This window comes from Epibacterium sp. ABV4_022, assembly GCF_056159345.1.
Genome location: NZ_JBSWVA010000001.1, coordinates 3,219,235 through 3,237,511, shown reverse-complemented (window position 1 = coordinate 3,237,511; position 18,277 = coordinate 3,219,235). Strand labels below are relative to the sequence as shown.

The window sequence follows — 18,277 nt, the reverse complement described above, 5'->3', positions numbered from 1 at the left end:
GATTTTGCTTTGGTCCCGGGGAAGCCGGCTCGGAATACCGGAATCGCAGCGGGTCAGGACATCGTTGACAGCGCAGCGGTGCTGCGCATGGCTGTGGTCAGGGCGCGGTGCAGCGACAGCGCAAAAGAGCGCGGGACAAGAATGTCATAGGCCTGATCCTGCTCTCGGCAGAGCAGGAAGACGTTCATGTGCTCCAGAAGCAGGCGCTGGGCGCTGCCGTTGCTCAGGGCCTGGAGGTCTGTCATGACCAAGCGCTCCAGCACCCGGATCACCCCGTCACCTTGGAGCGTAAAGACCACCCAGCCATCATTCTGCTCTGTCACCGATGCGGTCATGCCCAGGTCGTCCGCCAGCGTCCGGGCGAGGTGCTCCTGTTCGGTGTGATCGGCGGTGACAAACCATTGCTGAAGGGCTGTTCCGAACACATCAACAGAGGGACCGTTGCGAAGCGTGCCGAGGTCCACAGGACCGGAGGCAAGCGTGGCGAGGGTCGCGGCAACTGCATCCTCCTGCCCCTGACGCGCGGCGACGGAGGCGATGGCGCGGTTCGGACACTCGGTCAGCGTCCAGGGGCCGATGGTCTCCACGCAGGGATGGTCGGCTCCAAATGCGGTGCGTGCGATGAGGCGGGGGGAGGGGCTTTGATCAGGCACGCAGACGCTCTCCTTCGGGATCGATGAAATGGGGGCTGACCACGCGGGCCTTCAGGCTCTGGCCTTGCAGCGGGTTGGCGACGGTAACGACCTCGCCCAGGCGGTCCTGTCCGCGTTCGAGGAAGCCAAGCGCGATGGATTTGCCCAGATGTGGCGAATAAGCGGCGGAGGACAACCAGCCTTCGCTGGCCCCTTGTGCGGTTGCGGTGGTTGCAAAGAGGTGGCTGCCCGCGGGCAGGGTGGTCTCTCCGTCCAGTGCCTCAAACCCCATCAGCCGGACGCCTTCGGGGGCGTTCAGCCCCTCGCGCCGCGACAGCACCGCACCGATGGAGTCCTTCTTCGTCGACACCATGCGCCCCATCCCGAGGTGATCGGCCGAGGTCTGGCCGTTCAGCTCATTGGCGGTGGCGTGACCTTTCTCGATCCGGAGCACGCCGAGGGCTTCGGTGCCATAGGGGGTGACGTCGAGTTCAGCGCCCTCCGTCATCAACTCGCGCATCAGCGCATCGCCATAGCGGGTCGGCACGGCGATCTCATAGGCCAGCTCGCCGGAAAAGGAGATCCGGAACAGACGTGCGCGCAGGCCACCGCAGATGGTGATCTCGCCGCAGCCCATAAAGGGGAAGGCGTCGTTGCTGATGTCATGACCGGGATCGACGAGTTTTTGCAACAGCTTCCGGGCATTGGGCCCCGCCACCGCATATTGCGCCCAGGCGTCGGTGGTGGAGATCAGCTGCACGTCCATCTCCGGCACCAGGCATTGGCGGACGAACTCCATGTGGCGGTAGACCGGACCGGCATTGGCGGTGGTGGTGGTGACGACGAAGTGATCCTCGGCCAGGCGCGCGGCGGTGCCGTCGTCCATGGCGATCCCGTCCTCGCGCAGCATCACCCCGTAGCGGCATTTGCCGATCGGCAGCTTGGCAAATCCATTGGCGTAGACAAGGTTCAGGAAGGCCGCCGCGTCCTTGCCCTGCACATCGATCTTGCCCAGTGTGGTGACGTCGCAGACGCCGACGGATCTGCGCACGGCAAGGGCCTCGCGGTCGACCGTCTGGCGCCAGTGGGTCTCGCCCTGGCGGGGGAAATACTGCGCGCGCAGCCACAGGCCGGCCTCGACAAAGACCGCACCCTGTTCCTCGGCCCAGTGGTGCGAGGGGGTGAGGCGGGTCGGTTTGAAATCCTTGCCCGCAGCCCGCCCGGCCAGCGTGCCCATCGCGACGGGGGTATAGGGCGGGCGGAACATGGTGGTGCCGGTTTCGGCGATGCTCTGGCCGGTGGCCTCTGCCATCACCGCAAGCCCGCCGAGGTTGGAGGTCTTGCCCTGATCGGTGGCCATGCCAAGGGTGGTGTAGCGCTTGAGATGCTCCACCGAGCGGAAGCCCTCCTGATGGGCGAGCTTCACATCCTTGACGGTGACGTCGTTCTGGAAATCGAGCCATTTGCGGCCCTTGCCTTCGCCCACATACCAGAGGGGGGCGATGTCATAGGCGCCATCTTCGGCGCGCGGGCAGGGGAGCGGGGTGGTCTTGAGGTCGAGAGCCTCGAGCGCTGCACGCGCGGCGTCGATGCCGGAGTGCAAGGCCTGCGCAGTGGAGAACAGACCCGCTGCGGCGCCCGCCACACGCATCCCCTGCGGCAGCTGCGCGCCGGGCACGAAGCTTGCGATCTGGTCGTTCCAGACCGGGCGGCCACGCTGGTGGCAGGTGAGAGAGACATTGGGGTTCCAGCCGCCGGAGACACCAAGCGCCTGACAGGGCAGGGTCCGGGTGCTGCCGTCTGCGCGGCGGATCGTAACGCCGGTGAGGCCAAGCTTGCCCTTGGCGTCCACCACCTGCGCCCCGGCAAAGAGCGGGTAGTCGCCCAGAGCCGCAGAGGTCGCGGTGGCGCTGGGTCGACTGTCGACCACGCCGACGACGTCCACTCCCAGCGCGGCGAGATCGCGTGCCGTGCGGTGACCGTTGTCGGTGTTGGTGAAAACCGCCACCTGCTGCCCCGCCGTGACCGCCCAGCGGTTGGCATAGGCCCGCATCGCGCCAGCCATCATCACGCCGGGGCGGTCATTGTTCTGAAAGGCGATCATGCGTTCGGTCGCCCCGGCACAGAGGAGGCTCTGGCGCGCATAGATCCGCCACAGCGTCTGGCGCGGCATGTCTGGCGCCGGCGCGGCGACGTGGTCTGCGTTGCGCTCCAGCGCCGCATAGGTCCCGTGGTCAAAAGCGCCAAGCACCGTGGTGCGATGCATGAGACGCACATTGGGCAGGGTTTGCAGTTCGGCGACGGCATTTGCGGCCCAGAGATGTGCGGGCGTGCCGTCGATCTCCTCGACCTCGGCATTGAGGCGACCGCCAAGGGTGAAATCCTCATCCGCAAGGATCACCTGCGCGCCATTGCGCCCGGCGGTCAGCGCCGCGGCCAAACCTGCGGGGCCAGCACCGATGACAAGCAGATCGCAATGCAGGAACCCCTTGTCATAGGCATCCGGATCCGCCTCCATCGAGAGCGACCCGAGGCCCGCCGCGCGGCGGATGATCGGCTCGTAGAATTTCTCCCAGAAGGCGCGGGGCCACATGAAGGTCTTGTAGTAGAACCCGGCGGTGAGGACATTCGAGAACAGATCGTTCACACCAAGCGCATCAAAGGCGAGCGACGGCCAGCGGTTCTGGCTCTGCGCGCTCAAACCGTCGTACAACTCCGCCACGGTGGCGCGGGTGTTGGGCTCCTGCCGCGCGCCGGTGCGCAGCTCGACCAGCGCGTTGGGCTCTTCGGACCCGGCCGAGACCAGCCCGCGCGGGCGGTGGTACTTGAAGCTGCGGCCCATCAGGCGCACGCCATTGGCCAGCAGGGCCGAGGCCAGCGTGTCGCCGGGATGGCCCGTGTAAGATTTGCCGTCGAAAGTGAACGTCAGGGACCGGCTGCGATCAACCTGGCCGCCGGAGAGACGGTTGATCTGGCTCATGCCGCGCCCCTCCGGGCCAGAGCCACATCGCGGGCAAGCTCCACCTTCAGGATTTCATGCGTGGTGGTGTCGCGCGTCACCACCAGCCATGAGCGGTCGCCTTGTTCATGGAACCACAATTCGCGGTGCTGCCCGGCAGGGTTGTCGCGCAAGTAGAGATAATCGTGAAAGGCGCGTGCAGCGTCCTCCGACAGCCAATAGGGCCGGTTGATAAGCCCTGCATCGCCCAAATAGGTGAATTCTTGCGCGTCGCGGGGGCCGAGGAGCGGGTGGGGAATGATCATCGTTCTGTCCGGGTTTGTCTGTGGGCGTTTCGGGTCAGTGCAGGTTCGGCTGGGCGCCGACGCCTTTTTCGTCGATCATGCGCCCGGTCAGGGTGCGGTCGAGGCGATAGGCCGCCGCCGTGTCATGCGGCTGGTCGGTGGCAAGGAGATGGGCAAAGGCATGACCCGACGCGGGCGTTGCCTTGAAGCCGCCATAACACCAGCCGCCGTTGAAATAGAGCCCGTCGACAGGCGTGCGGTCGATGAAGGGCGAGCCATCCATCGACATATCCATGATGCCGCCCCACATGCGCAAAAGACGCGCGCGCCCGATCATCGGCATCAGCGCCATGCCGCCTTCGGCCACATCCTCGACCACCGGCAAGTTGCCGCGCTGGGCGTAGGAATTGTAGCCGTCGATATCGCCGCCAAAGACCAGACCGCCCTTGTCGGACTGGCTGACGTAGAAATGCCCGGCCCCAAAGGTGATGACGCCGGGGATCACCGGTTTCAGCCCTTCAGAGACAAAGGCCTGCAACACGTGGCTCTCGATCGGCAGACGCATCCCGGCCATCGCCATGACCTTGGAGGAATTGCCCGCCACCGCCACGCCCACCTTTGTGGCACCGATATAGCCGCGCGAGGTCTCGACCCCTTTGATGCGGCCCTGTGCGATGTCAAAGCCGGTGACCTCGCAATTCTGGATAATGTCGACGCCGTGGCTGTCCGCCGACCGGGCATAGCCCCAGGCCACCGCATCGTGACGCACGGTGCCGCCACGGCGATGCACCAGCGCACCCTTGATCGGGAAGCGCGCATTGTCGAAGTTCAAGAATGGCGCTTCTTTGCGGACCTGTTCCGCATCCAGCAGTTCCGCATCCGAGCCTTGCAGGATCATCGCATTGCCGCGGCGGCGATAGGCGTCGCGCTGGCTGTCGGTATGGATCAGGTTCATGATGCCGCGCTGGCTGACCATCGCGTTATAGTTCAGGTCCTGTTCCAGCCCCTCCCAGAGTTTCAGTGAGAACTCATAAAACGGCTCATTGCCGGGCAGCAGGTAGTTGGAGCGGATGATGGTGGTATTGCGTCCCACGTTGCCGCCGCCGATCCATCCCTTTTCAAGCACCGCAATACGGGCCTTGCCATAGACCTTGGACAGGTAATGAGCGGTGGCGAGCCCATGCCCGCCGCCGCCGATGATGATGTAATCATAGGCGGGCTGAGGGTCTGGGTCGCGCCAGGCGGGAGTCCAGCCCTTGTGTCCGGTCAGGGCTTCCTTGGCGATGCGGAGCGCGGAGTATCGCATGTGGTGTCTCGGGTCCTTGGCAACTGCTTTGCGTGACACTAGGCGTCTTTAAGGGTGTTGACTTTTCCAATTCGGTCGAATTTTTGTCATATATGGACAATCCAAAGACATCCCGCCGCTATGGCTTTTTGCTCGTCGACGGGTTTGCGCTGATGTCGGCTGCCTCCGCGGTTGAACCGTTCAGGGCTGCAAATCTCCTGAGCGGGACGGACCTCTACCGCCTCACGTTCCTGTCGCGACAGGGGGGGCGGGTCTGTGCATCCTGCGGCGCTGGGTTCGACACGGAGCCGATCAGCAGCGGGGCCATGGTGGCTGGAGGGCCGCTTGACCTTGTGTTTGTGATCGCGGGCGGGGATCCGTTTGCAACGCTGGACCCTTTGGTGCTGGCGTGGCTGCGGCGACTACAAGCGGCGGGGGTGCCGCTGGGTGGCATTTCGGGCGGTGCGGTGCTGTTGGCCCGCGCGGGCGTGATGGCAAATCGCCGCTTCACCGTGCATTGGGAGCACTTCGACGCCCTGCGTGCGCTGTCGGAGGACTACCTGATGGAACGGCGGCTCTTCGTCATTGACCGGGATCGCTATACCTGCGCGGGGGGCGTAGCGCCACTGGACCTGATGCATGCGTTGATCCGCTCGGATCATGGGGCGGCGCTGGCCCGCAGGGTCAGCGATTGGTACATCCACACCGGCATTCGCGACGCGGATGCACCACAACGTTCGGATCAGACGGAGGGGCTGCACCGGGCTGTGGCAGCCGCCCTGGCGCTGATGGAGACGCATCTGGCCGACCCCCTGACACTGGAGCAACTGGCCCAGCTGGTGGGGCTCAGCCCCCGCAGTCTTTCGCGACAGTTTTCTGCCGACATCGGCCAGAGCGTGATGCGACACTATCTGGTGCAACGGTTGGAAAAAGCCGACGACCTACTGCGCCAGACGCGCCTGCCGGTGTCGGAAGTGGCATTGGCAACGGGGTTTGTCAGCCAGGCGCATTTCGCCAAGAGCTTTGGCGCGCATTTCGGCCACAGCCCGCGCGTCCGCCGTACCGAGGCGCGTGGGTGACCGGGCCACTTGGCGCTGCGGCGCGAAATGGCTATCCCTGTCTCTGATGATCAGGAAAGGACTGCCCATGCCCGCCGCCCATCCCGCGTATGTTGTATCGCCCCCGCCACAAGCGGCCTTGCCCATCCTCGGGTCGCAGGCGCTGTTTCCGGTGCGGCGCGTCTATTGCATCGGCCGCAACTACGCCGCCCACGCGGTCGAAATGGGGCATGACCCGGAGCGCGCGCCGCCGTTCTTCTTTCAAAAAGCGCCGGACAGTCTCGATGCGTCCGGTGAATTTCCCTACCCGGTGATGAGTGCGGAGGTGCACCACGAGGCGGAGCTTCTCGTGGCCCTGGGCCAGGGCGGTCAGGACATCGCCGAGGCAGAAGCGCTGGAGCATGTCTGGGGCTACGGGCTCGCGCTCGATATGACGCGGCGCGACCTACAGGGGCAGGCCAAGGCTGCGGGTCGTCCCTGGGAGATCGGCAAATCCTTTGAACACGCAGCGCCGGTGGCGCCGCTCTCGCCGGCCACAGAGATCGGCCACCCGCACGAGGGGGACTTGCGCCTGACGGTGAACGGAGACCTGCGGCAGCAGGGCAATCTCAACCAGATGATCTGGAAGATCCCGGAGATCATCGCCCATCTCTCGCGCTATTACCGGCTTGCGGCAGGGGATGTGATCCTGACCGGCACACCTGCCGGGGTCGGGCCGGTGCAGCGCGGTGACGTGATGGACCTGTCCTGCCCTCCTCTGGCCCCCCTGCGTGTCGAGGTGGTCTGAAACCTGTCAGCGGGGGCGCGGCCGTCAGGCCGCGCCCCCGCGCTGGTCGGATGCGTCAGCATCCGAAACACCGCACCCTGGCGACGGGTCGTCCGCCCTGGCTCTCCGGCTTGTCCAGGGTCTGCCGGCGCAACACGGGGTCGTTCTTTCCGACGCATGCGGAACAGAACCGCGACCTCAGCGTTAAGCTTGCACCCCACCGGCGGAGCAACGGCATTCTGTCCATGGCACGAGATCGCGCAGGGTCCTCCGGGGCCGGGTTGGTCACCTGTCGGGCAAAATCCTCAGGTCTTGCCGTATTTGACAGGACCTCGGTCTTCACGGGTTCTTTTGGGGCGACAAACAACCTATGTCTGATCGGGGCCAATGCGGCGGACGGACTGGAAATGAGGGGCAAATGACTTCAGAATTTGATGCGGCGCGTCTGGGGCCCATTCTCTATTATCGCGGGTTGGAGCAGGGCGGTTTGCGCCTGGCCGCGATGGTTCTTCTGCCGGCGGGGGAGCAGCCCGGTCCTCTGCTCGCCGACGGGCGCGCGCATGATCCTCTTCGACTGCGGCAGGTCGGCGAGAATGTGATCTGGCGCTACGATTTCACCCTTTCTCAGGAGGCGGGCGGCTATCAGTTCGACGGCGAGACCTACCCGGTCCAGACCAGGGTCGACGGTGACCTGCGGATCGCCTTCGCCTCCTGCAATGGCGAGGAAGAGGGCGATCTCGACCGCGATCAGGAGGAGCGCAACAAGATGTGGGCGCATATGTGCGAGGAGCACCGACGCGCTCCCTTTGCGCTGTTGTTGCAGGGCGGCGACCAGATCTATGCCGACGAGGCCACACAGGGCCACCCTCTGAGTGATGCCTGGCCGGATCAGGTGCCGCGCCCCCGGAATGCAGAGGAGCTCGAGGATCTGGCCGATCACCTGCGTGGACGCTTTGCCGCGCGCTATGTGCAGGCCCTGTTCGGCGCGGCCCCCAGCTGGATCATGGCGCGGGTGCCGACGCTTGCGATCTGGGACGATCATGACATCTGCGATGGCTGGGGCTCGCTCTATCGTCGCAAGACCCATTCCGAGGTCGGTCAATGCCTCTACCGGGTTGCCCGCGAGATGTATCTGCTGTTCCAGCATGCGGCGGTGGAGGCGGACATCCCGGATCTGTTCCTGGACAAGACCGGCACCTCCCTGTCCTGGCAGCGCGCCTTGCCCGGGGTGCAGTTCCTGGCCCCCGATCTGCGTGCAGAACGCGGGCGGCGTCAGGTGATGGGGGCCTATGGCTGGTCCGCCACCGAAGCCATGCAGCCGGGGACAGAACACACGTTCCTGATTTCCAGCGTACCGCTGTTGGGGCCTCGCCTGTCATTGGTGGAACGTTTCATGCTGATGATCCCCACGATGCAGAAATACGAAGATGACCTGCGCGATCAATGGCAGAGCCGGGCCCACCGCGATGAATGGGTTCGAATGCTGAAGCAGGTTCTGAAATGGCATGAAACCAGCCCGGTGACGGTGGTATCCGGCGAGATCCATCTGGCCACGCGGGCCGAAATGCAGGCCCGGGAGGCGCCGGTGCAACAGCTTGTGGCCTCCGGCATTGCCCACCGGGCCCCGCCGCAAGCCTATGCGCGCGGATTGGGCACGCTGGCGGGGCTGGGGGACGCGCCGGTTCCTGGCCATCCGATCCGTATCCACCCGCTGCCGGGGCAGAAGCATCGCTACGCGGCAGAGCGGAACTACCTGGAAATGAAGCGCGAAAATGGAACCTGGAGCGCCATCTGGCATCTGGAGGACAGCGGCAGTACCGCGCCGATGGCGCTGGCCGAAGGAGCAGGCCGCGCCGGATCCTCTTCACCTTTGTGAAATTTGTCTGAACTTTTCCTTGCGCTCCCGGCTTTCGTTAAGGCGAAGATTAACGCTCCTGGGGTCTTCTGTCTGCAACGCCGGGGTGGCGGAGTGGAAAGAAAACTGTGCGTGGATGGGGCGTCGGGGATGCCTTGTCCATGCGCAGATCGAGTGGACCGGCGGCATGAGATGACACAGCACAACAGGACTGCGATCACGCTGCAACGGGCGACTGGCCCGGCATGGTGCCTCAAGGGGGCTGCGATACTGTGCACCAGCCTTCTGCTGTTGTCCCCGGGAGAGGCACATCTGCCCGACAGCCTGTCGGGGGACAGCCCGTTGCTGCGGCAGTCTGCGCAAATCCGCACGCCGCTCCGCATCCCTGTTCAAGAACAACTGCGGCGCACGTCGATGAGCTGGCGGTGTCAGGCGGTCTGTGACGAGACCGGGCGTCTGCGTCAGACCTGCCTGATGCTTGCGGATCCACGCTTGAGCGGTTTGGGGCAGGGCCTCGATCACCTGTCAAAAGCGCAACCAGCGCAGAAATCACTCAGTGACCTCGGGCTGCTGGAGAGCCGTGATCGCCCAACCTGCTAGAGCGGGCGCGCGCTATGTCTATCCGGCATCCAGTCCAGCGCAGGCCGGCGCAGGGGAATTACTCTGCCGCATTTGCGTTCAGCGCGATCTGATTGACATAGGCCATCAGATCGTCGCGCAAATCCTCTCGGGCAAGGGCAAAGGCGACCGTCGCACGCAGGAACCCGGCCTTGGAGCCGCAATCGAACCGTTTGCCGTCAAAGCGATAGCCATAGACGGGTTCACCCTGGCCGATGTCCTGGGCGATCGCGTCGGTCAGCTGGATCTCGCCGCCCGCGCCTTTCTTCTTCTGTTGGAGGTTTCTCATCACCGAAGGGGACAGGATATACCGGCCGATCACCGCGAGATTCGAGGGCGCATCCTCTGCCTTTGGTTTTTCGACCATCCCGTTGGCCGAAACCACTTTGCCCATGTCCTCTTTCACATCGAGCACACCGTAAGAGGAGGTCTTCTCGGGCGCGACTTCCATCGCCGCCACCATATTGCCGCCGGTTTCCTCATAGGCTTCGACCATCTGTTGCAGGCAGGGTTTGTCCGCCGCGATCACATCGTCGGGCAGCATGACCGCAAAGGGTTCATTACCGATCAACCGGCGCGCGCACCATACGGCGTGCCCCAGACCAAGCGCCTGATGCTGGCGGATATAGGCGATCGCGCCGGACTCCATATTGGTGTTCTTCAACACCGAGAGCAGCTCGTCCTTGCCCTTTTTGCGCAGCTCCTGCTCCAGCACCGGCGCATGGTCAAAGTAATCCTCCAGCGCGCCCTTGCCGCGCGAGGTGACAAAGATGAATTCCTTGATCCCCGCCGCGCGCGCCTCGTCGATGGCGTATTGCACCAGGGGCCGGTCGACCAGGGTCATGATCTCCTTGGGAACGGATTTGGTGGCCGGCAGAAACCGGGTCCCGAGACCCGCAACCGGAAAAATGGCTTTGGTTACTTTTCTACGCATTCAATCACTCCACCAATGTTCTTATGCAGCCGCTGCAATTGCCTCGTGCGCCTCTGGTCCAAGACCGTGGCCCTTCCCACCAGCATAGTGGCAAATCCCGATCTTCCAAACACTCTGGCAAAAGATTGCAGGCGGCTCAAAGGGTGAGCCGCCTATACAAAAGAACTGGGTGTAGATGATGAATTAACGGGCAGTGTAATGCTGCAATGCGTCGCGCGTGCCCTGGTCCCAGATCATCCGGAGCCAATCGGCAAAGCAGGCCGCGAACCGGTCATTCCGCGACAGGTCCCCGTAGAGCCCGGGCTGTGCCAGCCACGCCCGAGGATCCTGGCGCGCGGCCTGAGCGTTCAGGGCGAGCGTCTCCCACCGCGGATCATTGGGCGAAATGTCGCTGCCGTCTTCACGGGTGCCGGCGCACATGCGCGCCCACAGCGCCTCGACCAAGGCGATCCCGCTGATCGAACCACCGGCATCGAGCGCATCACGCAGCACCGGCAGGATAAATCCGGTGTGGCGCGACGATCCGTCAAACGCCACCCGGCGGGTGGTGTCGTGGATTGCGGCATTGGAAAACCGCGCAGCAATCAGGGTTACGTAATCCGTCGGCGTGATCTCCGGCACCGGATGCACATAGGGGGCGATTTCCTCGGACTGGACCTTGTGAAAAAGCGCGGCGATGTCGGGATCCCTCATACAGTCCGCAATGGTTGCACAGGACAGCAGTTCGCCCGCATTGGCGATGACCTGATGGCCTGCGTTCAGAATGCGGATCTTCATGGTTTCATAGGCGTGCACCGCATCGGTGAAGGTCGCGCCCACCGCATCCCAATCGGGGCGGCCCGCGCAGAAATCATCCTCGATCACCCACTGGCGGTAGGGCTCATGCGTGACCGGCGCCCTGTCGGCAACACCCATCGCAGCAGCGCGGGCGATTTCGGCCGGGCCGGTCGCCGGCACGATGCAATCGACCATGGAATTGGGAAAGCTGCACTGCGCGTCGATCCAGTCGGCCAGGTCGGCGTCGATCACGCGGGCAAGGCCAAGCACGGTCTGACGGGTGATGTCCCCGTTGCCTTGCAGGTTGTCGCAGCTCTGCACGGTGAAGGGGCCGTGGCCCGCAGCGCGACGGTGGCCAAGCGCAGCGACGATCGCACCAAAGGCGGTGCGCGGCGTGGCCGGGTTGGCGATGTCATGCTGGATGTCCGCGTGGCCATGATCAAAGCCCCCGGCGTCGGGCTCCTGATAATAGCCGCCTTCGGTCACCGTCAGGGCGACAATGCGGATCTCGGGCCGGGCCATGGCGGCGATCAGCGCGCCGTTGCCCTCCTCGATCGGCAGGTAGTCGATCATCGAGCCCACAACCTCTGCCGAGGTGGCGTCGGGCGACAGTTCGATCAGCGTGGTCAGGCAGTCCTGCGCCAGAAGACGGTCGCGCATGTTCGCATCATAGGGGCGCACGCCGGCACCCAGGATCGCCCAGTCATGGGCCGCCCCCTGCTGCATGAGCCGATGCAGATACCAGCTCTGATGGGCGCGGTGAAAATTGCCGAGCCCGATGTGGACGATACCGGGTGTCAGGGCCGTGCGGTCGTAGGTGGGGCGGGCGATGGCCTCGGGGAGGGAGGCCAGCGTTGCATTCGAAAGAGACAGGGCGTTCATCAGCTCATCCAGTTCCCACCGTCGACATTATAGGTCTGGGCCACCACGTAATCGGCGTCCTGGCTGGCCAGAAAGATGGCCATGCCGGTCAGATCGTCTGCGGTGCCCATGCGGCCGAAGGGAACGGCGGCGCCGACCTCTTGTTTCTTCTGACCGGGGGCCTTGTTTTCATATTTGGCAAAAAAGGCATCGACGCCGTCCCAGTGTTCGCCGTCCACCACGCCGGGGGCGATAGCGTTCACGTTGATGCCGTGCTGGATCAGGTTCAGCCCCGCCGATTGCGTCAGGCTGATGATCGCCGCCTTGGAGGCGCAATAGACCGCCACCAGCGGCTCGCCCCGGCGCCCGGCCTGGCTGGCCATATTGATGATCTTGCCGCCGCCACCGCGGGCGATCATGTGCTTCGCCACCGCCTTCATCATGAACAGCGTGCCGGACACATTGATGTCGAAGGTGCGGGCAAAATCCGCGCGGGTGATCTCGATCAGGGGGGCAGCGGTGAAAATCGCCGCGTTGTTGACCAGAATGTCGATGCGCCCCAGCGCCTCCGTCGTCTGCGCGATACAGGCGTCGATGCTCTCCTGCCGGGTCACGTCAAGCTCCACCGCAACGGCCTTGTCGCCAAGCTCGGCGGCTGTCTCGCGGGCACGCGCGGTGTCGATATCGGCAATGGCGACCTCGGCGCCTTCGCGGAGGTAGGCCTCGGCAAAGGCGCGACCGATGCCACGCGCCGCGCCGGTGATCAGGGCTTTCTTGCCATTCAGCCTCATTGCGCGATCCTCAGACCCTGGGCGTCGAAACGGTGGATCACGTCACTGCGCGGGGTCAGGCTGACCCGGTCACCATGGCGAAAGCCGACTTCGCCATCGGCGCGCACGGTGATGGTTTCGGCCAGGCCCGTGTCGTGGATGTGAAAGAACGTGTCCGATCCCAGGTGCTCGGACACCGAGACCACACCGGACCAGGGCCCGTCCCCATCGCTGATGGAGATATGTTCGGGACGCACGCCGATGGTGTCGGCATCGTGTTTCGCCGCCTCGGGACCGGTGATGAAGTTCATCTTGGGCGAGCCGATGAAGCCTGCGACAAAGAGGTTGCGCGGGCTGTGATAAAGCTCCAGCGGGCTGCCGACCTGTTCGATATGCCCGGCACGCAGCACCACGATCTTGTCGGCCATCGTCATCGCCTCCACCTGATCGTGGGTCACGTAGATCATGGTGGTCTTCAGGCGCTCGTGCAGTTCGGAGATCTCCAGCCGCATGCCGACACGCAGTGCCGCATCGAGGTTGGAAAGCGGCTCGTCAAACAGGAAGGCCGCAGGTTCGCGCACAATGGCGCGGCCAATGGCGACGCGCTGGCGCTGACCGCCCGAAAGCTGACCGGGTTTGCGTTCCAGATAATCGGTGAGGTTCAGCGCCTTGGCCGCGGACTCGATCCGGCGGTTCTGTTCCGCTTCGTCGATGCCTGCCATTTTCATCGGAAAGGCGATGTTCTTGCGCACCGACATATGCGGATAGAGCGCATAGGATTGAAACACCATGGCAAGGCCGCGTTTGGCGGGCGGCGTCATGGTGGCATCCTGACCGTCGATGCGGATCTGGCCGGAAGTCACATCCTCAAGCCCTGCAATCAGCCGCAGGAGCGTGGATTTACCGCAGCCCGAGGGGCCGACGAAAACTGTGAATTCGCCGTCTTCGATGGTCAGGTCCAGCGGCGGGATGACCTCTGTTGCACCAAAGCTCTTGGTGACTTTGTCGAGTGTAATACGTCCCATAATTCGTCGTCCTTATTTCACAGCGCCAAAGGTCAGGCCGCGCACAAGTTGTTTCTGGCTGAACCAGCCAAGGATCAGGATCGGCGCGATGGCCATGGTGGAGGCCGCGCTGAGTTTTGCGTAAAACAGGCCCTCGGGGCTGGAGTAGCTGGCGATAAAGGCCGTAAGAGGCGCGGCTTTGGCGGCCGTCAGGTTCAGCGTCCAGAAGGCCTCGTTCCACGCGAGGATGATGTTCAAGAGCAGCGTGGAGGCGATGCCCGGGATCGCCATCGGCGTCAGCACATAGAGGATTTCTTCTTTGAGGCCGGCGCCATCCATCCGCGCCGCTTCGAGGATTTCGCCGGGGATTTCCTTGAAATAGGTGTAGAGCATCCAGACGATGATCGGCAGGTTGCACAGCATCAGCACGATGATGAGGCCGGTGCGGCTGTCGAGCATCCCAAGGCGGATGAAGATCAGATAGATCGGGTAGAGCACACCCACCGCAGGCAGCATCTTGGTCGAGAGCATCCACAGCAGGATATCCTTGGTGCGTTTGGAGGGCACAAAGGCCATCGACCACGCCGCCGGGATCGCGATGATGATGCCCAGAACGGTGGAACCGCCCGCAATCGCGATCGAATTCCACAAAAAGCGCATGTAGTCGGAGCGCTCCTGCACCACGGCGTAGTTTTCCAGCGTCCAGTCAAAGAAGAAGAACAGCGGCGGGTCGTTGATCGCCTGCGCCTCGGTCTTGAAGGAGGTCAGGATGGTCCAGAGGATCGGGAAGAAGATCAAAAGACCAACCGCCCATGCGGCGACGGTGTTGATCGCCTTGCGTTGTTGGGTCACGGAACGTGCCATATCAATGGTCCTCCCTTACGCGTCGAGGTTCTTGCCGACGATGCGCATCAGGAATGCGGCAACGATATTGGCAAGGATGATGGCATAGACACCGCCGGCAGAGCCGAGGCCGACGTTCTGGCTTTCCAGGACACGCTGGAAGATCAGATAGGTCAGGGTGCGGGTGCCAAAGGAGCCTTGGGTGGTCACGAAGATCTCGGCAAAGATCGACAACAGGAAGATCGTCTGGATCAGAACCACAACGGTGATCGCCCGGCCAAGGTGGGGCAGGATGATATAGCCAAAGCGGGCGAGGGGGCTGGCGCCATCCATCTCTGCCGCTTCCAGCTGCTCGCTGTCGAGCGACTGGATCGCGGTCAGCAGGATCAGGGTCGCAAAGGGCAGCCACTGCCAGCTGACGATCAGGATGATCGACTGCATCGACGCCTCGGAGAGCCAGGAGATCGGCTCCGCGCCGAAGAATGTCCAAAGATGCGCAAAGAGCCCGTTCACGGGGTCCATGAACATGTTTTTCCAGACCAGTGCCGACACGGTTGGCATCACGAAAAAGGGTGCAATTACAAGGATCCGCACGATCCCTTGGCCCCACATCGGCTGGTCCAGAAGCAGCGCCAGCAACACGCCAAAGATGACGGTGATGGCCAGAACACCGCCGACGATCACAAGCGTGGCCTGAACGCTGGGCCAGAAGGCAGAGGACGAGACAAAACGAACGTAATTGTCAAAGCCGACCCAACCCAGATCGCCGCCCCGCAGGGGGAGATACTTCTTGAAGGAAAAAACAAGGGTCATTGTCAGCGGAACGAGCATCCAGCCGAGCAGCAGGATGACGGCCGGGGCCATCATGATGCGCGCGGCAGAGCGGGAATGCTGGGTTGCCATGGGGGACTCCTCATCAGACAGGCGGCACCCGTCCGAAGACTGCGATAGAGAAAAAAAGGGCCAGGGTTCGCGGGGTGCGAAAGCCCTGGCCGAGGAGGAGTGACGTTAGTAGCCTGCGGCTTCCATTTCGTCGGTGGTGAGGGCCTGTGCTTTTTCAAGCGCCTCATCCACGGTTTGCTGACCGGCCAGCGCTGCCGAGAATTCCTGACCGACCTGCGTGCCGATGCCCGCAAACTCCGGGATCGCCACAAATTGCACGCCGGTATAGGGGACCGGGTCCACAGAGGGGTTGGTCGGGTCAGCGGCGTTGATCGAGTTCAGGGTCATCTCGGCAAAGGGTGCTGCGTCGAGATATTTCTGGTTCTCATAGAGCGAGGTGCGGGTGCCCGGAGGCACGTTGGCCCAGCCTTCCTTGGAGGCGACCAGCTCGGTGTAGCCCTTGGAGGTGGCCCATTCGATAAAGGTCTTGGCCTCATCGGTGGCGTCGGACCCAGCCGGGACCGCCAGCGTCCACGCCCAGAGCCAGTTGCCGCGTTTGCCCAGGCCGTTGTCCGGTGCCAGTGCAAAACCGACCTTGTCGGCCACGGTGGAGTCGTTGGGGTTGGTCACAAAGGATGCCGCCACGGTGGCGTCGATCCACATGCCGCATTTGCCCTGCTGGAACAGCGACAGGTTTTCGTTGAACCCGTTGGTGGACGCGCCCGGAGGGCCGTAGTTCGTCATCAGGTCCATGTAGAAGTCGAGGGTGGCCTTCCACGGCTCGGAGTCGAACTGCGGGGTCCAGTTCTCGTCGAACCACTTGGCGCCAAAGGAGTTGGACATGGCGGTCAGGAAGGCCATGTTCTCGCCCCAGCCGGCCTTGCCGCGCAGGCAGATGCCGTAGATGCCTTCGGCCTCGTCGGTCATCCCGGCGGCGGCTTCCCTGATGAACTCCCACGTCGGGGCTTCGGGCATCTCGAGGCCCGCTTTTTCCATCAGGTCGGTGCGGTACATCACCATGGAGCTTTCGCCGTAGAACGGTGCGGCATACAGCTCGCCGTCAACGGTCAGACCACCGCGGATCGCGGGCAGGATGTCGTCGGCGTCCCAGTCCGATGGCATGTCGTTGAGCGAGACCAGCCAGTCATTCTTGGCCCAGATCGGAACCTCATAGGTGCCGATGGTCATCACGTCGAACTGACCGCCCTTGGAGGCGATGTCCTGGGTGACACGTTGACGGAGCACGTTTTCCTCAAGCGTGACCCATTCCAGTTTGATATCGGGGTGTTGTGCGGTGAAATCGTCAGCCAGACCCTGCATGCGGATCATGTCGCCGTTGTTGACGGTGGCAATGGTCACCGTGGTTTCGGCCTGAACGGCGCCAGCCGCCATGACTGCAAGTGCAGATGCCGCACAAAGTGCGTTTCTCAGGTACATCCGTTTCCTCCCTAGTGTCTGGATGTTGTGCAGATACGGTAGGGGGAAGGTCCGGGTTTCGTCAATAAAATTTTTACGCGCGTAAAAATTAAGCGGTGAGGTCGATTTCTCAACAGCTTAGCGGCATGATTACGCTGAGCTGCGTTGAATCAGAGTACCGGAGAACAGGGTCGTGATCCGCGTTTCGGCCCGCTCGCCCGATTCGATCAGGTTCAGAATCGCCTCGACGCTGCGGGTCGCGATGGCGGCGTAATCCTGCGCGACGGTGGTCAGCGGCGGGCAGGTGAAGCGTGCGTAGGGGTGGTCGTCGTGTCCGGCCACACGAAGCGCGCTGCCGTTGCCACGCCCGACCCGAAGCCCGCATTCATAGGCGGCAGCCAGGAAACCGATGGCCAGGCGGTCATTGGAGCAGAGCACGGTGTTGGTGCCCAGCTCGCGCCCTTGTATGGCTTGCAACCCGCCCTGATATCCGATGTCCTCAAAGTTCCAGGTGTCGCCAGCCACCTGCACCAGCTGTGGCGTCTCGCCCAGGCGTTCCATCGTTTCGACATATGTGTTGCGCCGTTTGTAGGCGTTTGGGTTCGTGGGGGTCCGCATCTCGAAGAACACCGGCGGCTCTCCGGTGTCGCACAGGTATTTCACCATCATTCCAACGCTCTGCGGATTGTCCAAGCCAAAAAAGGCCTCGCCGAGGTCCCCAATGGAGTTGTCAAAGAGAACGGTCGGAACATCGGCGCAAAAGCGTTCGATCGCCTCCGCGTCAGAGGTGCGGCCCAGCGGTGCCAGCAGCACACCTGCCGGGCGGATCGAGCGCAGCGACTCCAGGTTGTCGTTTTCCTGTTCGGTTTCGCCGTGCGAGCTGAGCAGGATCGGGCGGAAGCCCCCCGCAATAACCAGATTCTCGATCACGCGGGCGATTTCGGCAAAAAACGGATCAGCCAGGAATGGCACTACAATGCCGATGTTCTTGGTCAGCCGCCGGTTCTGGTTCATGGCGTAGATGTTCGGGCGGTAGTCGTGCGTTTCCAGCGCCGCCTCGATCTTTTTGCGCGTGGAGGGACGCACACTGTCGGGGTCATTGAAGTACTTCGACAGGGTTGGGCGGGAAATGCCGCTGACCGTGGCGAATTCTTCCATATTGCGGATTTTGGACTCCGACATGACATCATCTCCCGCTGGACGCCGCACTTCTTTCGGGCAGTTTTGTGCTGTATGCCCGTTTAAAGTGCCGACAAATATTTACGGGCGCAAACTTAAGTTGCGCATCTAGTATAAGGTGATGTCCCTTTCCTGCAAAAAGCGCAAGCCGCGC

The 18,277-nt window shown here is 63.2% G+C and carries 16 protein-coding genes; 4 read left to right on the top strand and 12 right to left on the bottom strand.

Going from position 1 to position 18,277, the window contains the following annotated elements:
* Window positions 1-53: 53 nt before the first annotated feature.
* Genes ACXAF5_RS15335 through ACXAF5_RS15320 form a run of 4 tightly spaced genes read right to left on the bottom strand, consistent with a single transcriptional unit; the run spans window position 54 to window position 5,181 of the window.
* Window positions 54-653, bottom strand: a complete 600-nt coding sequence (locus ACXAF5_RS15335; protein WP_474947253.1) for a sarcosine oxidase subunit gamma — start codon at window positions 651-653, stop codon at window positions 54-56.
* Window positions 646-3,612, bottom strand: a complete 2,967-nt coding sequence (locus ACXAF5_RS15330; RefSeq protein WP_474947252.1) for a sarcosine oxidase subunit alpha family protein — start codon at window positions 3,610-3,612, stop codon at window positions 646-648. The genes ACXAF5_RS15335 and ACXAF5_RS15330 overlap by 8 nt, the downstream gene beginning before the upstream one ends.
* The gene (locus ACXAF5_RS15325) at window positions 3,609-3,896 is read right to left on the bottom strand and encodes a sarcosine oxidase subunit delta (protein ID WP_239322755.1); all 288 of its coding nucleotides are present in this window, start codon (window positions 3,894-3,896) and stop codon (window positions 3,609-3,611) included. The genes ACXAF5_RS15330 and ACXAF5_RS15325 overlap by 4 nt, the downstream gene beginning before the upstream one ends.
* A 34-nt stretch (window positions 3,897-3,930) precedes the next feature.
* Window positions 3,931-5,181, bottom strand: a complete 1,251-nt coding sequence (locus tag ACXAF5_RS15320) for a sarcosine oxidase subunit beta family protein (protein ID WP_474947251.1) — start codon at window positions 5,179-5,181, stop codon at window positions 3,931-3,933.
* A gap of 152 nt (window positions 5,182-5,333) precedes the next feature.
* On the opposite strand from ACXAF5_RS15320, the gene ACXAF5_RS15315 reads away from it, so the two are divergent.
* The 4 genes from ACXAF5_RS15315 (at window position 5,334) to ACXAF5_RS15300 (ending at window position 9,439) form a co-directional block, all read left to right on the top strand.
* The gene (locus ACXAF5_RS15315) at window positions 5,334-6,239 is read left to right on the top strand and encodes a GlxA family transcriptional regulator (protein ID WP_474947250.1); all 906 of its coding nucleotides are present in this window, start codon (window positions 5,334-5,336) and stop codon (window positions 6,237-6,239) included.
* Between the two features lie 67 nt (window positions 6,240-6,306).
* Window positions 6,307-7,005 carry a fumarylacetoacetate hydrolase family protein gene (locus ACXAF5_RS15310; RefSeq protein ID WP_474947249.1) on the top strand — a complete coding sequence of 233 codons (699 nt, stop codon included), beginning with the start codon at window positions 6,307-6,309 and terminating at the stop codon, window positions 7,003-7,005.
* A gap of 397 nt (window positions 7,006-7,402) precedes the next feature.
* The gene (locus tag ACXAF5_RS15305) at window positions 7,403-8,860 is read left to right on the top strand and encodes an alkaline phosphatase D family protein (RefSeq protein WP_474947248.1); all 1,458 of its coding nucleotides are present in this window, start codon (window positions 7,403-7,405) and stop codon (window positions 8,858-8,860) included.
* Window positions 8,861-9,031: 171 nt separating this feature from the next.
* Window positions 9,032-9,439: a hypothetical protein gene (locus tag ACXAF5_RS15300; RefSeq protein WP_474947247.1), complete on the top strand. Its 408-nt coding sequence runs from the start codon at window positions 9,032-9,034 to the stop codon at window positions 9,437-9,439.
* A gap of 58 nt (window positions 9,440-9,497) precedes the next feature.
* Here ACXAF5_RS15300 and galU read toward each other — a convergent pair whose 3' ends face one another.
* The 8 genes from galU to ACXAF5_RS15260 form a co-directional block, all read right to left on the bottom strand.
* A complete protein-coding gene (gene galU, locus ACXAF5_RS15295) occupies window positions 9,498-10,391 on the bottom strand; it encodes a UTP--glucose-1-phosphate uridylyltransferase GalU (protein WP_239322761.1) in 894 nt (297 codons plus the stop codon).
* 183 nt (window positions 10,392-10,574) lie between these two features.
* Window positions 10,575-12,050, bottom strand: a complete 1,476-nt coding sequence (locus ACXAF5_RS15290) for a mannitol dehydrogenase family protein (RefSeq protein ID WP_474947246.1) — start codon at window positions 12,048-12,050, stop codon at window positions 10,575-10,577.
* Window positions 12,050-12,820 carry an L-iditol 2-dehydrogenase gene (locus ACXAF5_RS15285; protein ID WP_239367373.1) on the bottom strand — a complete coding sequence of 257 codons (771 nt, stop codon included), beginning with the start codon at window positions 12,818-12,820 and terminating at the stop codon, window positions 12,050-12,052. Before ACXAF5_RS15285 ends, ACXAF5_RS15290 begins: the two co-directional genes overlap by 1 nt.
* A complete protein-coding gene (locus ACXAF5_RS15280) occupies window positions 12,817-13,824 on the bottom strand; it encodes an ABC transporter ATP-binding protein (protein ID WP_474947245.1) in 1,008 nt (335 codons plus the stop codon). The genes ACXAF5_RS15285 and ACXAF5_RS15280 overlap by 4 nt, the downstream gene beginning before the upstream one ends.
* A gap of 12 nt (window positions 13,825-13,836) precedes the next feature.
* Window positions 13,837-14,667, bottom strand: coding sequence for a carbohydrate ABC transporter permease (locus tag ACXAF5_RS15275; RefSeq protein WP_009176252.1), 831 nt, complete (start codon window positions 14,665-14,667; stop codon window positions 13,837-13,839).
* Window positions 14,668-14,682: 15 nt separating this feature from the next.
* Window positions 14,683-15,549, bottom strand: a complete 867-nt coding sequence (locus ACXAF5_RS15270) for a carbohydrate ABC transporter permease (RefSeq protein ID WP_474947244.1) — start codon at window positions 15,547-15,549, stop codon at window positions 14,683-14,685.
* Window positions 15,550-15,654: 105 nt separating this feature from the next.
* The gene (locus tag ACXAF5_RS15265; RefSeq protein WP_239322766.1) at window positions 15,655-16,965 is read right to left on the bottom strand and encodes an ABC transporter substrate-binding protein; all 1,311 of its coding nucleotides are present in this window, start codon (window positions 16,963-16,965) and stop codon (window positions 15,655-15,657) included.
* A 129-nt stretch (window positions 16,966-17,094) separates the two neighbouring features.
* On the bottom strand, window positions 17,095-18,126 hold the full coding sequence (locus ACXAF5_RS15260; protein ID WP_239367370.1) for a LacI family DNA-binding transcriptional regulator: 1,032 nt from the start codon (window positions 18,124-18,126) through the stop codon (window positions 17,095-17,097).
* Window positions 18,127-18,277: the final 151 nt, after the last annotated feature.

Coding starts and splice junctions, on each gene's coding strand:
- ACXAF5_RS15280 (WP_474947245.1), bottom strand. CDS start 13,824: ATGGGACGTATTACACTCGACAAAGTCACCAAGAGCTTTGGTGCAACA.
- ACXAF5_RS15275 (WP_009176252.1), bottom strand. CDS start 14,667: ATGGCACGTTCCGTGACCCAACAACGCAAGGCGATCAACACCGTCGCC.
- ACXAF5_RS15325 (WP_239322755.1), bottom strand. CDS start 3,896: ATGATCATTCCCCACCCGCTCCTCGGCCCCCGCGACGCGCAAGAATTC.
- ACXAF5_RS15300 (WP_474947247.1), top strand. CDS start 9,032: ATGACACAGCACAACAGGACTGCGATCACGCTGCAACGGGCGACTGGC.
- ACXAF5_RS15330 (WP_474947252.1), bottom strand. CDS start 3,612: ATGAGCCAGATCAACCGTCTCTCCGGCGGCCAGGTTGATCGCAGCCGG.
- ACXAF5_RS15305 (WP_474947248.1), top strand. CDS start 7,403: ATGACTTCAGAATTTGATGCGGCGCGTCTGGGGCCCATTCTCTATTAT.
- ACXAF5_RS15290 (WP_474947246.1), bottom strand. CDS start 12,050: ATGAACGCCCTGTCTCTTTCGAATGCAACGCTGGCCTCCCTCCCCGAG.
- ACXAF5_RS15270 (WP_474947244.1), bottom strand. CDS start 15,549: ATGGCAACCCAGCATTCCCGCTCTGCCGCGCGCATCATGATGGCCCCG.
- ACXAF5_RS15285 (WP_239367373.1), bottom strand. CDS start 12,820: ATGAGGCTGAATGGCAAGAAAGCCCTGATCACCGGCGCGGCGCGTGGC.
- ACXAF5_RS15310 (WP_474947249.1), top strand. CDS start 6,307: ATGCCCGCCGCCCATCCCGCGTATGTTGTATCGCCCCCGCCACAAGCG.
- ACXAF5_RS15315 (WP_474947250.1), top strand. CDS start 5,334: ATGTCGGCTGCCTCCGCGGTTGAACCGTTCAGGGCTGCAAATCTCCTG.
- ACXAF5_RS15320 (WP_474947251.1), bottom strand. CDS start 5,181: ATGCGATACTCCGCGCTCCGCATCGCCAAGGAAGCCCTGACCGGACAC.
- ACXAF5_RS15260 (WP_239367370.1), bottom strand. CDS start 18,126: ATGTCGGAGTCCAAAATCCGCAATATGGAAGAATTCGCCACGGTCAGC.
- ACXAF5_RS15265 (WP_239322766.1), bottom strand. CDS start 16,965: ATGTACCTGAGAAACGCACTTTGTGCGGCATCTGCACTTGCAGTCATG.
- galU (WP_239322761.1), bottom strand. CDS start 10,391: ATGCGTAGAAAAGTAACCAAAGCCATTTTTCCGGTTGCGGGTCTCGGG.